The organism is Amycolatopsis benzoatilytica AK 16/65, from assembly GCF_000383915.1.
GTDB classification, from domain to species: Bacteria; Actinomycetota; Actinomycetes; order Mycobacteriales; family Pseudonocardiaceae; genus Amycolatopsis; species Amycolatopsis benzoatilytica.
The window spans coordinates 5,226,634-5,241,392 of record NZ_KB912942.1; the positions used below are offsets into that span (position 1 = coordinate 5,226,634).

Genomic DNA, 14,759 nt, shown 5'->3' on the forward strand with positions numbered 1-14,759 from the left:
GGCGACTAAGTAAGGTCCGGGTTCGTTGTCGACCCGGAAGTGGAACGAGGGAACATGAGCCGAGGGGGACGCCGGTACGCGCTGGTCGCGATGGCCGCGCTGGTGGCGCTGGGCACGACGGCGTGCGGCGGGAGCAGTGCCGCTCCCGCGACGGCGGGCGCGGGCAACGTCGCCGGACTGCCGGTCACGCACTTCGAGAGCGGGCTGAAGGCGGACGCGCCGAAGCCGAATCTGCAGGTGCAGAACGCGGCCGGCACCGAGGACGACCAGATCGCCACCGCCGCCATCGCCGACGTGCAGGCGTACTGGGGAGAGATGCTCCCGGCGGACTTCGGCAAGCAGTTCGAGCCGGTGAAGTCGCTGCTGTCCTACGACGCGAAGACCGACACCGAGGAGACGGCCTGCGGCAGCGTCAAGCAGCTCGTGAACGCGTTCTACTGCGCGGGCGACGACTCGGTGGCCTGGGACCGCGGCGTGCTGCTGCCGATGCTGCGCAACCGGTTCGGCCCGATGTCGGTGGTGACGGTGCTCGCGCACGAGTTCGGGCACGCGGTCCAGTACCGCCTCGGCCCGGCGGCCGGCATCTCGAAGTCGACGCCGTCGGTAGTGAAGGAACAGCAGGCGGACTGCTTCGCGGGCGGCTACTTCCGCTGGGTCGCCGAAGGCAAGAGCAAGTTCTACCAGGTGTCCACCGCCGAGGGACTGGACAAGATCATGGCCGCGATGTTCCTGATCCGCGACCAGGCCGGCTCGAGCGCGACCGACAAGCAGGCGCACGGCACTGCGTTCGACCGCACGTACGCGTTCCAGGCCGGGTTCGAGAAGGGCCCGAAGGAATGCGCCGGGATGAACGCGCAGAACGTGAAGGCGCGAGTGGTGGAGCGGCCGTTCGACCCGGGCGACAAGGGCAAGGGCGACAAGACCTTCGACGAGCAGATCGTGGCGCTGCTGAAGGACAGTCTTGACGACGCGTTCAAGGGTGCGGGCGTGCCGGGCCCGCAGTTCGTCGCCGGAAACGGCAGCTGCGCGGGCGGGGCGAACACGCCGCCGGTGTCGTACTGCGCGAACGACAACACGGTGAACTACGACCTGAACGCGTTGCGGAAGCTGGCTCAGCCGGTGGACCAGGAAGCCGAGTTCAAGGGACAGGCCGGCGGCGGATCAGGCGACTTCGCGGCGTTCGCCGAGCTGGCGTCGCGGTACGCGCTGGGGATCCAGAAGGGCGTCGGCGCCTCGCTGGACACCCCGAATGCCGGGCTGCGGACGGCATGCCTGGTGGGCGCTTGGGCGAAGTTCACCACCCGGACCGACGGCAAGGCGAAGCTGCGGCTGTCCGCGGGCGACCTGGACGAGGCGATCTCGGACTTGCTGCGCCCGGACGGCCTGGTGTCGGCGAATGTGAACGGCGACCGGCCGGACAGCGGGTTCGACCGGGTGGAATCGCTGCGGCGGGGCTATCTGGAGGGGTCGCCGGCTTGCTCGAAGGCGTATCCGTGAGGTGAATCTGTCCCCGGCCAACGTCCGGGAAGGGCCCCGTGAGGGAATCCAAGTCCCTCAAGGGGCCCTTCCCGGACAGCTGGTCAGAACAGTGCCGACGCCAGGTCCCGCCGGGCCTTCATCACGCGTTCGTCCGCGGCGTCGAACAGCTCGAACAGCGCCACCAAGTGCTCCCGGACCCGGTTGCGGTCCTCCCCGGCCGTCCGGCGCACCACATCCACCAGCCGCCGGAACGCGCCCTCGACGTCCTGCTCGGCGATCTCCAGGTCCGCGGCGGCCAGCTGCGCATCCAGATCCGACGGGTCGGCCTCAGCGCGCTCCCTCGCCGACGGGTCCGCTGCCTCCGCGCGGGCGGTGAACCGCACCTGCGCCAGCGCGTTCTTCGCCAGTTCGTTGGCCGGTTCCGCGTCCAGGATGCGCTCGTACGCGGCTTCCGCGGCGGCGAAATCGCCCTGTTCGAATGCTTCTTCGGCCTCGGTGAACCGGGGGTCCTCCGGCTCTTCTACCGGCCCGCGCGCCTCCTCGGCCGCGCGGATGCCGGGCAGCCGGTCGCGCAGGGCGTCCAGCAGCGAGCCCAGCCACTTGCGGATCTCCGGCTCCGGCAGCGCCCCGGAGAACGCGTCGACCGGCTGGCCGCCGGCGATCGCCACGATCGTCGGGATCGACTGGGCGCCGAACAGCTGCGCGATCCGCGGGTTCGCGTCGACGTCGACCTTCGCCAGCACCCAGGCGCCGCCCGCTTCGCCGGCCAGCCGCTCCAGCACCGGGCTCAGCTGCTTGCACGGCCCGCACCACTCGGCCCACAGGTCGACGACCACGAGCTGGTTCAGCGACCGCTCCACGACGTCGGCCTGGAAGGTCGCCTCGGTGACCTCGAGCACGGCGTCCGACGGCGGCGGGGCCGAACCGTCCGAGGGAGGGGCCGCTCCGGCCGGCGGGGCCGGCGGCTGGTTCCGGGTGGCTTCCGCCCGGGCCTTGAGCGCGGACAGGTCGACCGCGCCGGACAAGGCGGCGGACATGGCCGCTGACTTCGCTGCAGATCCGCGTGGGTGTGTCACGCCCTCCATCCTGGCACGGCTCGCCCCGGCGGTTCAGCAGCATCCCCGGGGTTGGGATCGGTTCGCGTTGGCAGGACGCCGCGGCTGGGGCATGCTCTGCCCCGGGAACACCGAGGAGGATCCGAGGATGCTGAGCCGGCGCAACGCCACCGTGGTGGGCGCTGTCGTGGTGGGCGCGGGATGGATCGCCGGTGTCACCCTGCTGATCACGCATCAGGACGAGCCGGGCGCGGCGTCCGCGCCGGAACTGCGCCAGCAGCTGGCCGCGGCGCTGGCCGACCGCGACTCGGGCGCGCTGTCCGGCCTGTTCGACCTTCCCGGCTCCGGCGGCAGCGACCTCGCCGACGACTACGTCCGCGTCCTCAAGGACGCCAACGCGCACGACATCACGGTCCGGCTCGCCCCGGACGAGCGCTCCCCGACCGCCGCGCTCGTGCAGGGCAAGACCGGCCAGGGCACGCCGTTCAGCTACCAGCTAGCGGTGACCACCGCGAAGGGCCGCTGGACGGTCGCGTTCACCCCGCCGATCCCCTGAGAACGGGTAACCGACCGGCGGACAGCCCCGGCCGCGTTGCGGAAGCCGGGGCTCGCTCGCGCGGCGGCCTCGCGGAACCTCCTGATCGCCTGCTCCGCGAGCGAAGCACGGGTACGTCGCTTGGCTGCCAAGCCGCGTCAGTCCTCCCGCAGGTGCGCCTCGATCCGGTCCACCTTCGCGGTCAGCTGCCCGGAGTCGAAGCCCGGCCGAATGTCCGCCTTGAGCACCAGCCCCACCCTCGGCGAGCCCTCGCCGGCCGCCTCGACGGCCTGCTTCACCACCGCCATCACGGAATCCCAGTCGCCTTCGATCTCGGTGAACATCGAGCTGGTCGAGTTCGGCAGCCCGGATTCGCGCACCACCTTCACCGCGCGCGAGACGGCCTCGCTGACGCCGCCGTCCGGATCTCCGCCCGACGGGCTCACGCTGAATGCCACGATCATTCCGGCTTCCTTTCCCCGCGGGCTTTGCCGCGCTGAGCAGGGCGATCGCCGCCACCGGGGTACCCGCTGGTAGCTTCGCGTGTCATGAACCGTCCGCTGCCGTTCGATCCGATCGCCCGTGCCGCCGAGCTGTGGCAAGACCGGATCGGTCCCGCCGGAACGATGGCCGCGGTCACCGGTGTGATGCGGGTGCAGCAGATCATCCAGTCCGCGGTCGACGGCGCGCTCAAGCCGCACGGACTCACCTTCGCCCGCTACGAGGCTCTCGTGCTGCTCACCTTCTCCCGCAACGGGCGGCTGCCGATGCGAGTGATGGGCGAACGGCTGCAGCTGCATCCCACCAGCGTCACCAACATAGTGGACCGGCTGGAGCGGGACGGGCTCGTCAAGCGGGTGCCGCATCCCACCGACCGGCGCACGACGCTCGTGGAGATCACCGACGAGGGCCGCGCGCTCCGGGAGACCGCCACCGTGTCCGTCACCGGCATCGACTTCGGTCTCACCGGGCTCACCGAGCGGCAGGTGGAGCAGCTGACCGAGCTGCTCACCAAGGTCCGCAAGTCGGCGGGCGACTTCACCGGCTGACCGGCAGGCAACGCGAAACGGGCCCGTGCGAAGTTCGCACGGGCCCGTTTGCGCAAGCGGGGAGGTCAGGCGTTGGCCGGCTCCGGCACGCGGACGAACAGGCCGACGCCGCCCTGGGCGAGACGCTCCGGGCCGTCCAGGCGGCCGTTGCGCAGCGCCCACTTCTCGAACAGCCAGGTGAACAGCGGCGGGATGCTCGCCAGCAGCGCCAGCAGCAGCGTCTTGCCGCGCCATCCCAGCGGCTTCGCCACGGACAGGGAGGTGATCACGTACAGGACGAAGACGACGCCGTGCACCATGCCGAGGACGGGCACGCCGCCCTCGTTAGACGCGCCGACGACGTACTTGAGAAACATCCCGATCAGCAAGCCGAGCCAAGACAGAGCCTCGGCAACTGCGGCCACGCGGAACACGAGAGCGGCCTTGCTGGACACGACATCCTCCTGTGCGTCACCTGGTGCGTGCCGACTGCACACACAAAAAACACGTCCGACGGACTGTCCAAGGGGGACTGGCCACCCCTGGCGTCAACTGCGCTGTCGAACGCGATGTGACCAGTGTGAGGCGTGATCGGCCTCACCGGAACACCGGGGCCCGTGACCCTGGTCACGAGCAGGCGCAAAATGGTCTGAACCACTTTAAGGCAGTCGGCGGAAACGCGCGGGAAATGCCCGGTTAACGACGAAGGCCGCCCCTCGATCCCAAGATGCGAGAGGCGGCCTTCACCGAACGTCCACAAACGAACACTAAGCGGCACAAGGAGACGCTGGCGCCGACGAAGGTGATGTTCCCCACGCGGCCCGCGCCGCGTCGCCGGTCAGCGTGAAGTCCAGAGTGGACCCGCGGCGGAGCTGTTCCAGGCTGACGAACGTCTTGTCCGACGAGGTCCCGTTCACCCGCAGCCCCGACACGTACTGCAGCTGCGCGCCGTTCGCGCTGCCCGCCTTGATGGTGATGTCCCGCCCGTTCTGCAGGTGCAGCACCGACTTGGCGAACCGCGGCGCGTTCAGCGCGAAGTTCCCGGTGCCCGGAACGGCCGGGTACAGGCCGAGCGCGCTGAAGACGTACCAAGCGGACATGGTGCCGAGGTCGTCGTTGCCGGTGGCGCCGTTGGGCTTGTTGGTGAACAAGGTGTGCGCGGCCCGGACCACCGCGGAGGTCTTCCACGGCTGCCCGGCGAGCGTGTACATCCACGGCGAGTGCAGGTCGGGTTCGTTGTTGGGGTTGTAGCGGAACTGCTTGTAGTAGTCGTAGGGACCGACCACCCACTTCTCGTGCGCGGTCTTCGCCGGGTCCTGCACGAGGTCGGAGTAGTCGAAGAAGTCGTCGAGCCGCTTGCCGACGTTCGCCAGGCCGCCCATCTTCGCGGCCAGCCCGGGCACGTCCTGCTGTACCAGCCACTGGTACTGCCATGCGGTGCCTTCGTGGAAGCCGTCCTGGCCCTGCGGGCTGTACGGGCCGTCTGCCGGGGTGTACCAGCTGCCGTCCGCGCTCTTCGGCCGGAAGTAGCCGGTGAAGCCGCGGTCCGTGACCGACGGGTCCCACAGCGTCGCGTACGTCCGGCCCTTGGCGGCCAGCTGCTTCGCGTCCTGCTGACGGCCTAGGGCGGAGGCCATCACCGAGAGGGAACAGTCGGCGAGGGCGTACTCCAGGGTCGCGGACGCGCCGTGCGCCGGGTCGATGTCCTGGCCCTTCTTCGGGAAATTCGGGTCGTACTGCACGAATCCGTTGGCCTGGTAGCTGGCGTTCCCGGACCGGCCCTGGAACGGAGAACTAGCCGGCGGGATTTCGCGCGAGTTCTGCAGCAGCGCTTCGTAGGCGTGCAGCTCGTCGCCGCGCAGCGCGCCGAACCGCCACAGGTCGACCAGGAACGGCGTGACCGGATCTCCGGTCATGGTGTTCGTTTCCTGGCTCGCATACGCCCAGCGCGGCAGCCAGCCGCCCTGGTCGTGAATGGCGAGGATGCTCTTCGCGATGTCCCGCGCCCGGTCCGGCTTCAACAGGGCGAGCAGCTGGTTCTGCGACCGGTAGGTGTCCCACAGGGAGAAGAAGTCGTAGTACGTCCAACCGACAGCGCGGTGGATCTTCTTGTCGAAGCCGTAGTACCGGCCGTCGGCGTCGTTGGCGGTCAGCGGCTGCAGGAACGCGTGGTAGAGCGAGGTGTAGAAGACCGTGCGGTCGTCTGGTGTGCCGCCGGTGATGTCCACACTGGACAATTCGTGCCGCCAGGCGCGCTGGACCTCCGCCCGCACCGCGTCGAAGGGCAGCACTCGGGACGCGGCGAGGTTGCCGTCCGCGCCGCGGGCGTCCACTTGGGACAGCGAGGTGGTGGCGGTGATCTGTCCGCCGTCCGGGAAGGTCAGCCACGCGCCGCGCAGGCCCGCGCCGCCCTGCGCGGCCCGGCTGCCGGGCGTGCCGCCCTCCGGCGACCAGGTGCCGTACGAAGCGAACGGCTTGTCGAACTTCGTGGTGAAGTAGGTGGTGTAGGGCTTGCCGCCGCAGAACGCCTGTGACTCGACGGTGCCCGCGATGGTGTGGTCGTCGACGATCCGGACGCTGCTGCCGCTCACCGGTTCCTTCGCGTTGGCCTGGCCGACGTTGACGAACACGTTGGCCGGACCCGGCTTCGCGAACGAATACCGCTCGACGCCGCTGCGGGTGCTGGCGGTGGTCTCGACGTCGATGCCGCCGTAGCCGGTGAGGTGCACCTTGTAATAGCCCGGCTTGCCGACTTCACCGTCGTGGGTGTACGGCGCGGCGTACTTGGCCTGGTCGAACGTCGCGGCCTGGCTCGTGTCGAAGGCCGCGCCGGGACCGACGTCGCCGGTCGTGGGCAGCATCGACACCAGGCCGCCCTGCTCCCAGCAGCCCGCGCCGGACAGGAAGAAGTGGCCGAAGCCGCGGATCGCGGTGTCGGTGTAGAGGTAGCCCGCGTAATGGGTGGTGATCGGGCTGGACTGCACCATGCCGAACGGGGCCGAGGCGCCGGGGAAGGTGTTGCCTTCGTCTTGCGTGCCGATGAACGTGTTCACCGCGTCCAGCGGGTCGCCGGGGCGCGCTTGCGCGGCCACTGGGGTGAGCGCCGCGGCGACGACCGCCAAGACCGCCGCTCCCGCCACAACTCTGCTTCTCATGGGACTCCTCGGGTAACGGCCGTGAAGGGAACATCGAGAGACTCAGAGTCCCTCGATGTTCCCTTCACGGAACGACAGACGGGATCAGCCGGCCGCGATCGCGAAGACGTGCATGTCTCCGCCGCTGACGCCGCTCGGCAGGCTCACGCTCGCCACGGTTTTGCCCGCATCCAGCGTGATCGGCGCGGTGGCGAACACCATCGTGCGGATCTGCTGCGGGTCGCCGCCCGCGGAATTGCGGTACGGCGTGGACAGCGCGATCCGGTTGCCGAACGCCGGCTGCGCTCCCCCGCCGCCCAGGGTCCAGTCGGAGAACCCGACCGCGGCGGTGGACTTGCTGCCGTCGGTGTAGGTCACGGTCAGCGTGCCTTGGGCGTTGCCGTTGCTGGCGGAGCCGAGCAACGCCAACCGGCCCGAGCCGGACACGCTGATCGTCTGGCCGGCGGCGACGACATTGTCCGGGTCGCCGACTGGATACGACGGCCAGGTGAAGTTCAAGCCGTCACTGGACACCGTGCTGCCCGGCTTCGCCCCGGCCTGGGCCAGCGCATCCGCCGAGTAGCTCCAGCCGCCCCCGTCGAAGTTGCCCGCTGCCGAATTCGAATCCGGCGAAAGGCCGGTGTTGTCCACTGTGGCCAGCCAGCTGCCCGGCTTCGCGACCAGCACCGTCAACACCGTCTGCACGTCGGCCAGGCCCGGCGAGGAGAACGTGACCGGGATCCGGCGCGGGCCGTCCGCGGTGCCGGCCGGGACGCTCACCGTCACCGCGGCATGTCCCTTGCCCGCTGCGGGCACCTGGATGGACCCGGTCGCAGGGGACAGCGTGATGCCGTCCACGCTGCCCGCGGAGTAGGTCCAGGTCTTCGCGGTGCCGGACAGATCCTGCACCCCGACCGAAACCGAAGCAGTCGTGCCGGCGGGCACCACCGCGCGGGCCGGGTCCGCGAAGGACAGACTCGGCTTTTCCTGTTCCCGGAACGACGGCGGTGCATCGGACGGAGAAGAGCCCCAAGCGGTCTCGGTCGTCGAGCGGGTGAAGTCGAGCTGGCCGCCCTGCGAGATCAGCCCTTCGGGCAGCCACGCCTTGCTGGCCGCGCTGCCGTTGACCTTCAGGCTGCCGACGTACTCGCCGGTGCCGGGCGCGTTCACGGTGATCTTCTTGCCCGCGCCGGTGGTCAGTTCCGTGTGCGGGAACCGAGGTGTGGTCAGGACCGTTTCGGCGCGGCCCGGGATCTCCGGGTAGATGCCGAGGGCCGACCACACGTACCAGGCCGACATCTGGCCCAGGTCGTCGTTGCCGATCAGGCCCTCCGGACGCGGGTTGTACAGCTCGTCCATCGCCCGGCGCACGATGTTCTGCGTCTTCGCCGGCGCGCCGGCGAACGAGTACACGTACGGCGCGTTCGAGTTCGGCTCGTTGCCCAGGAACGCGTACGGCTCATGGGTTCCGGCGTTCAGCTTCGTGAAGAAGGTGTCCAATCGCGACTGGACAGCGGTGTTGCCGCCGAACGCGGTGGTCAGACCGCCGAGGTCGTAGGGGACCATCCAGTCGTACTGCGCGCCGTTGCCTTCGACCCAGCCCTGCGAGCTCGACGGGTCGTAGTTCGCGGAGAACGAGCCGTCGGAGTTGCGCGGCTGCAGATGCCCGGTACCGGGGTTGTAGAGGTTCTGCCAGTTCTGCGCGCGCTTCATGAACGTGGTGTAGGTGGCTCCGTCGCCGAGCCGTTTCGCGAACTGGGCGATGGCGAAGTCCGCGCTGGTGTACTCCAGCGTGTCCGCCGCCGCACCCGGCACGTAGCCGAGCTTCTGGTAGTCGGCCAGACCTGGCCGTTCCACGTAACCCTGCGTCGGCTGGGTTGCGCCCTTGATCATGAGCAGCAATGCCTTCTGCGCGTCGAAGTCACGCGCGCCGTAGGCGTAGGCGCTGGAAACGATGATGTGGTACGGATCCCCGTTCATCACGCCGGTGTAGTCGTTCGCCACCGTCCAGCGGTCCCACGAGCCGCCTTGTTCGGCGTAGGCCATCATCGAGCGCACCAGGTCGGAAGTCTGGTGCGGATCGATGGTGGCCAGCAGCGGGACCTCGGACCGGTAGATGTCCCAGCCGGAGATGTTGGTGTACATCGCGTGCCCGCGCTCGGCCTGGTGGATGCGGCCGTCGAAGCCCGGGTACCGGCCGTCCGCATCGGAAAACACGTTCGGCTGGATCAGCGCGTGATACAGCGACGTGTAGAACGTCGTCGTGTCGGCGTCGCTGCCCCCGCTGACCTGGATCTTGCCGAGCTGGTCGTTCCACGCCTGGCGAGCCGAGGCAGCGACCACGTCGAACGGCTTCTTCCCGTCGTTCTCCGCCTTCAGATTCGCCTTCGCCCCGTCGACGGACACAAAGGACAGCCCGACCTGGACGTTGACCTGCGCGCCGTTCAGATTCGGGAACGTCACGTACCCGCCGCTGCCCGGGCCGCTGACCGTGGTGTCCTGCGGCTTCGAAAACGCCGGCCGGGCCAGCGAGGAGCCGATTCCGTTGAGCTGCGCGACTTTCGCCTTCGCGCCACCGGTCTCCGCGGTCTTGCCCGGCGTCACCGCGCCGTTCTTCCAGGTGCCGACCGAGGCGAACGGGGTGTCGAACTTCGCCGAGAAGTAGACCCGGTAGGAGTCCTTCGCGCCGCAGAACCGGCCGCTGGTCGCCCAGCCGCTGATGGTGTCCTTGCCGATGGTGATCGACGCGTCGTCGGTGCCGTTGACCGAGCCGGAAGTGTTGACGAGCAAGGTGGACGCCGCGCCCGCCGGGTAGGTGAACCGGCCGGAACCGGTGCGCTGGGTCGCGCTCAGCTCGACCTTCGCGCCGTTGTCGAGCGCGACGTCGTACTTGCCGGCGGTCGCGTGCTCGTTCTTGTGGTCGAACGTCGAGGTGTAATGGCCCGGATCGGTCGCGGGCGACGTGCTGACCTCGCCGACGTAGGGCATGAACGGGATGTCTTGATACGTCGTGCAGCCCGCGCCGGAAAGGTGCGTCAGGCTGAACCCGGTGAGTGTGTTGTCGTCGTAGAAATAGCCGCCCGGCTGGGATTTCTTGGTGTCCGGGCTCCACTGGACCATGCCGAACGGGGCCACCGCGCCGGGGAAGGTGTTGCCCGCCCCGCCGCCGGTGCCGTGGTCCGCGCCGCCGGGCCGGGTGCCGACGAACGGGTTCACCCATTTCGCCAGGTCAGCGGTCTTGCCGACGGCCGGCGCGGCCGTCGCCAGTGCGGGGGCGGCCGCCGCCACCACCGCGGAAGTCACCAAGATCAGTCCGGCTCTCCAGCGCGCTCGCGCCATCGCCATCGCCATCGCCTCTCCAGTTGTCCGGCGCGACCCGGGCTGCCCTCGGTCGAGGCATCGATGACAACCTTGTCGCGCTCCGTCGATGCGGGACACCTTGGGCACTGGCTCACGAGGTCGTCAAGACTACGGTGGGAGCCTGTCCAGTTCCAGACAGCGATGTCCACCATCCGCACCAGCACGTTCGTCGGCCACCGGCGCGATCGCGGGCGGCCCATTGACAGCGCACCGGGAAATGGTGTCCAATCCCGGGCATTATGACAACGTTGTCTCACTCCGGCCGGGACGCGGACGGCGTCCCCCGCCCCGCGAGCAGGCGGGCCACGATGAGCGACGTCGCCCGGCTGGCCGGCGTCAGCATCAAGACCGTGTCCCGGGTCGTCAACGACGAACCCGCGGTGCACCCGGACACCGCCGAGCGGGTGGTGGCCGCGATCGAGCAGCTCGGGTTCCGCCGGAACCTGGGTGCGCGCAACCTGCGCCGCGGCTCGACCACCGGCACCATCGGCCTGGTCGTGGAGGACGTCGGCAACCCGTTCTACTCCGAGCTGAACCGCGCGGTGGAGCGGATCGCCACCTCCTTCGGCAGGCACGTGCTGACCGGGTCGTCCGGCGAGAACTCCGACCGCGAACGCGAACTGGCGCTGGAATTCTGCGCGCGCCGGGTGGACGGGCTGCTGATCGTGCCCGCCGGGCTGCAGCACGGGTACCTGGTGCCGGAAATGCGCGCGGGCACCCCGGTGGTGTTCCTCGACCGGCCGGCCGGCGACATCGTCGCGGACACGGTGCTGGTGGACAACCTCGGCGGCACCGTCGAAGCGGTCGGCCACCTTGTCCGGCACGGGCACCGGCGGATCGCGTTCCTCGGCGACAGCCCGGACATCTTCACCGCGTCCGAGCGGCTCCGCGGCTTCCGGGAAGGCTGTGTGCGCAACGGGATCTCCTACGACGAGAGCCTCGTGGTGATGCAGACGCCGACGCCGGAGACGGTCGGGCAGGCGGTGCGCAAGCTGGTCGAAGGACCGGCTCCGGCCACCGCCGTGATCGCCGGCAACAACCGGGTCGCGGTGCACCTGCTGCGCGCGCTCGCGCACGCCGAGCACCGGCCCGCGCTGGTGAGCTTCGACGATTTCGAACTGGCGGATCTGCTCGACCCGCCGGTCACCGTGATCGCCCATGACGTCAGCGCCCTCGGACACGCGGCGGCAGAGCTGCTGTTCGCTCGCATCCAAGGGGATCAGTCCGCACCGAGAAAGGTAGTTCTGCCCGTGCACCTAGTCGCCCGCGGTTCCGGAGAGGCCGCCCTGTGACCCAGCATCTCGAACCGGTCCGGCTCCCGGCCAACCAGCCGCCGCAGTTCTACCGCGGCGGCGACGCGATCGCCGCCCTGCGCGGCGCCACCGGCACCGGCACCAAGTTCGGTCCGGAGGACTGGGTCGGTTCCGTCACCACCATGTTCGGCCAGGAGACCAACGGCCTCACCAAGCTGCCCGGCGGGAGCTGGCTGCGCGACTCGGTCGTCGCCGACCCCGAGGCGTGGCTGGGCGCGGCGCACGTCGCCAAGCTCGGCGACTCCACCGGCCTGCTGGTGAAGCTGCTCGACGCCGGGCAACGGCTCCCGGTGCACTTCCATCCGACGGACTCCTTCGCCCGCAAGCACTTCGACTCGCACTTCGGCAAGACCGAGGCGTGGATCGTGGTCGGCACCTATGGCGAGGACCCGCGGGTGTACCCCGGTTTCCGGGAAACGCTGAGCAAGGACACCGTCGCGGAGTGGACGCGGGAGCAGGACGCGCCGAGCATGCTGGGCGCGCTCAACAGCATCCCGGTGCGGGCCGGCGACACGGTCTACATCCCGGCCGGGCTGCCGCACGCGATCGGCGAAGGCGTGTTCGTGGTGGAGCTGCAGCAGCCGACGGACTTCAGCCTGACCCTGGAATGGCGCGATTTCCTCGCGTCGCCGGAAAAGGGCCACCTCGGCATCGGCTTCGACACCGCCATCGAAACCCTGGACACCTCCGGCTGGGACGACGAGCGGCTCGCGACGATCGTCAAGCACACCGCGGGGGATGACGCACAGACGGTGGACTTGCTGGCTCCCGGTTCCGCGGAGTTCTTCCGGGCCGACCGGATCCAGCTGACCGGTGGCGCGTTCGCCCTGGACCCGTCGTTCAGCGTGCTCGTCGCGCTCGACGGCGCCGGCACGCTGCGCACCGAGCGCGGCGGCGAGTTCCCGGTGGCCAAGGGCGACACCTACGTGGTGCCGTTCGCGGCGGGCCAGACCGAGCTGTCCGGTTCGCTGACCGTCATCCGCTGCCGTCCGCCCGCCCCCGAAGGGAGTTAGCGCCGATGAGCGAGATCCTGCTCGACGCGGTGGACCTGACCAAGCACTACGGATCGGTGGAAGCCCTGCGCGGCGCGTCTTTCCAGGCGCGCGCGGGCGAGGTGACCGCCTTGATCGGCGACAACGGCGCGGGCAAATCCACGCTCGTGAAGTGCCTGTCCGGGGCCGAACAGCCGACGTCGGGCCGGATCTTGCTCGACGGCGCGGAGATCCAGCTGGACTCGCCGGTGACCGCGCGCAGGCTCGGCATCGAAACCGTCTACCAGGATCTCGCCGTCGCGCCGGAGCTGGACCCGGCGGCAAATCTGTTCCTGGGCCGGGAAATCCCGCGCAAGGGCCTGCTGGGCAAGCTCGGCATGCTGGACAAGGCGGAGATGCGCCGGCAGGCGGTCGCCGAATTCGACCGGCTCGGCGTCACGTTGCAAAGCACCGACGTGCCGATCGGGTCGCTCTCCGGCGGGCAGCGGCAAAGCGTCGCGGTCGCCCGGTCGGTGGTGTGGGCGTCGAAGGTCGTGTTCATGGACGAGCCGACCGCGGCACTGGGGGTGGTGCAGCGCGAACGCGTGCTGGAGGTGATCAAGAAGGTTCGGGACAAGGGCATCGCGGTGGTGCTGATCAGCCACAACATGCCCGAGGTGCTGTCGGTTTCGGACCGGATCGAGGTGCTGCGGCTGGGCAAGCGGGTCGCCCGGTTCGCCGGGGCGGACACGAAGCTCGAGGACCTGGTCGCGGCGATGACCGGTGCCCTGGTGCAGGAGGAGGCGGCCTGATGAGCGCTCCCGCGAAGGACATTCAGACCACTGTGGACGGCGGATTCAGCAAGCGTCCACTGGGGAAACGGCTCATCGGGGCCAACACGTTCTGGATCGCTCTCGTGCTGATAGCTCTGATCGCGGTATTCACCGCCATCGCGCCGGCCGAGTTCGCGACGCTGTTCACCTTCCAGACACTGCTGATCGAAACTTCTGTGCTGCTGGTGCTTTCGGTCGGCATGACGTTCGTGATCATCACCTCCGGCATCGACCTGTCGGTCGGGTCAGTGCTGATCTTCTCCGGCATGGTCGCCGGGAAGATCATGGAAGCGCTCAGCGGCGGCGATGCCTCGCACACCGGCTGGGGTGTGATCACAGTGGGGCTCGTCGCAGCAATAATCGCAGGCACGATCTGGGGCTTCGTCAACGGATTCCTGATCGCGGTGGCGGGCATCCCGCCGCTGATCGTCACGCTCGGCACGATGGGTGCCGCCCTGGGCGCGTCCTACCTGCTCAACGGCGGTTCGGACGTGCGCAGTGTGCCCACCGAACTGAACAAGACCCTCGGCTACGGCACATCGTTCGGCGGGATCCCGAACCTGGTGCTGGTGGCCGTGGTGATCACGCTGATCGGCGCGTGGCTGCTGCACACCACGCGATTCGGCCGCTACACGTTCGCCGTCGGTTCGAACGCCGAGGCGGCACGCCGCTCGGGCATCGGCGTGACCGCGCACCTGCTCAAGGTGTACCTGCTCACTGGCTTCCTGGCCGGCATCGCAGGTTTCCTGTCGCTGGCTTACTACGCGTCGACCACGATTTCGGCGCACACCAACGACAACCTCAACGCCATCTCCGCGACGGTGATGGGCGGCACGAGCCTCTTCGGCGGCGTCGGCTCGATGCTGGGCACGGTGATCGGGGTCTTCATCCCGGCGGTGCTGAAGAAGGGCTTCAACATCACGCACGTGCAGGACTTCTGGCAGATGATCGCGGTCGGCGCGGTCCTGATCGCGGCGGTGTGGTTCGACCAGCGCCGCCGCCGCAAGCGCAACTCCCGCTGAATCGGTTCCCCTGAGTACAAAGAGGTGCT

The 14,759-nt window shown here is 69.3% G+C and carries 12 protein-coding genes; 7 read left to right on the forward strand and 5 right to left on the reverse strand.

Going from position 1 to position 14,759, the window contains the following annotated elements; genetic code table 11:
- The first annotated feature begins 54 nt into the window (after positions 1-54).
- Positions 55-1,497: a neutral zinc metallopeptidase gene (locus AMYBE_RS0124020; protein ID WP_020661942.1), complete on the forward strand. Its 1,443-nt coding sequence runs from the start codon at positions 55-57 to the stop codon at positions 1,495-1,497.
- Between the two features lie 83 nt (positions 1,498-1,580).
- Here AMYBE_RS0124020 and AMYBE_RS0124025 read toward each other — a convergent pair whose 3' ends face one another.
- On the reverse strand, positions 1,581-2,516 hold the full coding sequence (locus AMYBE_RS0124025) for a tetratricopeptide repeat protein (RefSeq protein WP_020661943.1): 936 nt from the start codon (positions 2,514-2,516) through the stop codon (positions 1,581-1,583).
- Between the two features lie 166 nt (positions 2,517-2,682).
- Between AMYBE_RS0124025 and AMYBE_RS0124030 the strand changes: the two genes are divergently transcribed.
- Positions 2,683-3,090: a hypothetical protein gene (locus tag AMYBE_RS0124030; protein WP_020661944.1), complete on the forward strand. Its 408-nt coding sequence runs from the start codon at positions 2,683-2,685 to the stop codon at positions 3,088-3,090.
- Positions 3,091-3,227: 137 nt separating this feature from the next.
- On the opposite strand, the gene AMYBE_RS0124035 is transcribed toward AMYBE_RS0124030, so the two are convergent.
- A complete protein-coding gene (locus tag AMYBE_RS0124035; protein WP_020661945.1) occupies positions 3,228-3,533 on the reverse strand; it encodes a thiamine-binding protein in 306 nt (101 codons plus the stop codon).
- An 84-nt stretch (positions 3,534-3,617) separates the two neighbouring features.
- On the opposite strand from AMYBE_RS0124035, the gene AMYBE_RS0124040 reads away from it, so the two are divergent.
- On the forward strand, positions 3,618-4,118 hold the full coding sequence (locus AMYBE_RS0124040) for a MarR family winged helix-turn-helix transcriptional regulator (protein ID WP_020661946.1): 501 nt from the start codon (positions 3,618-3,620) through the stop codon (positions 4,116-4,118).
- Positions 4,119-4,183: 65 nt separating this feature from the next.
- On the opposite strand, the gene AMYBE_RS0124045 is transcribed toward AMYBE_RS0124040, so the two are convergent.
- The 3 genes from AMYBE_RS0124045 to AMYBE_RS0124055 form a co-directional block, all read right to left on the reverse strand.
- Complete coding sequence (locus tag AMYBE_RS0124045; RefSeq protein WP_020661947.1) at positions 4,184-4,552, reverse strand: DUF3817 domain-containing protein; 369 nt, start codon at positions 4,550-4,552, stop codon at positions 4,184-4,186.
- A gap of 312 nt (positions 4,553-4,864) precedes the next feature.
- Entirely contained in the window at positions 4,865-7,252 is a 2,388-nt protein-coding gene (locus AMYBE_RS0124050; RefSeq protein ID WP_027927948.1) for a GH92 family glycosyl hydrolase, read from the reverse strand.
- 84 nt (positions 7,253-7,336) lie between these two features.
- Positions 7,337-10,582, reverse strand: coding sequence for a GH92 family glycosyl hydrolase (locus AMYBE_RS0124055; protein ID WP_020661949.1), 3,246 nt, complete (start codon positions 10,580-10,582; stop codon positions 7,337-7,339).
- Positions 10,583-10,899: 317 nt separating this feature from the next.
- Between AMYBE_RS0124055 and AMYBE_RS0124060 the strand changes: the two genes are divergently transcribed.
- The 4 genes from AMYBE_RS0124060 to AMYBE_RS0124075 are packed head-to-tail and all read left to right on the forward strand — an operon-like array spanning position 10,900 to position 14,730.
- Complete coding sequence (locus AMYBE_RS0124060) at positions 10,900-11,883, forward strand: LacI family DNA-binding transcriptional regulator (RefSeq protein WP_020661950.1); 984 nt, start codon at positions 10,900-10,902, stop codon at positions 11,881-11,883.
- Positions 11,880-12,917, forward strand: coding sequence for a class I mannose-6-phosphate isomerase (locus tag AMYBE_RS0124065; RefSeq protein ID WP_020661951.1), 1,038 nt, complete (start codon positions 11,880-11,882; stop codon positions 12,915-12,917). Before AMYBE_RS0124060 ends, AMYBE_RS0124065 begins: the two co-directional genes overlap by 4 nt.
- Before the next feature lie 5 nt (positions 12,918-12,922).
- Positions 12,923-13,687, forward strand: a complete 765-nt coding sequence (locus tag AMYBE_RS0124070) for an ATP-binding cassette domain-containing protein (protein ID WP_020661952.1) — start codon at positions 12,923-12,925, stop codon at positions 13,685-13,687.
- Entirely contained in the window at positions 13,687-14,730 is a 1,044-nt protein-coding gene (locus AMYBE_RS0124075; RefSeq protein WP_020661953.1) for an ABC transporter permease, read from the forward strand. Before AMYBE_RS0124070 ends, AMYBE_RS0124075 begins: the two co-directional genes overlap by 1 nt.
- Positions 14,731-14,759 lie beyond the last annotated feature (29 nt).

Bases quoted from the DNA above. Each gene is read 5' to 3' on its own strand.
- AMYBE_RS0124020 (WP_020661942.1), top strand. From the start codon at position 55: ATGAGCCGAGGGGGACGCCGGTACGCGCTGGTCGCGATGGCCGCGCTG.
- AMYBE_RS0124025 (WP_020661943.1), bottom strand. From the start codon at position 2,516: ATGTCCGCCGCCTTGTCCGGCGCGGTCGACCTGTCCGCGCTCAAGGCC.
- AMYBE_RS0124030 (WP_020661944.1), top strand. From the start codon at position 2,683: ATGCTGAGCCGGCGCAACGCCACCGTGGTGGGCGCTGTCGTGGTGGGC.
- AMYBE_RS0124035 (WP_020661945.1), bottom strand. From the start codon at position 3,533: ATGATCGTGGCATTCAGCGTGAGCCCGTCGGGCGGAGATCCGGACGGC.
- AMYBE_RS0124040 (WP_020661946.1), top strand. From the start codon at position 3,618: ATGAACCGTCCGCTGCCGTTCGATCCGATCGCCCGTGCCGCCGAGCTG.
- AMYBE_RS0124050 (WP_027927948.1), bottom strand. From the start codon at position 7,252: ATGAGAAGCAGAGTTGTGGCGGGAGCGGCGGTCTTGGCGGTCGTCGCC.
- AMYBE_RS0124055 (WP_020661949.1), bottom strand. From the start codon at position 10,582: ATGGCGATGGCGATGGCGCGAGCGCGCTGGAGAGCCGGACTGATCTTG.
- AMYBE_RS0124060 (WP_020661950.1), top strand. From the start codon at position 10,900: ATGAGCGACGTCGCCCGGCTGGCCGGCGTCAGCATCAAGACCGTGTCC.
- AMYBE_RS0124070 (WP_020661952.1), top strand. From the start codon at position 12,923: ATGAGCGAGATCCTGCTCGACGCGGTGGACCTGACCAAGCACTACGGA.
- AMYBE_RS0124075 (WP_020661953.1), top strand. From the start codon at position 13,687: ATGAGCGCTCCCGCGAAGGACATTCAGACCACTGTGGACGGCGGATTC.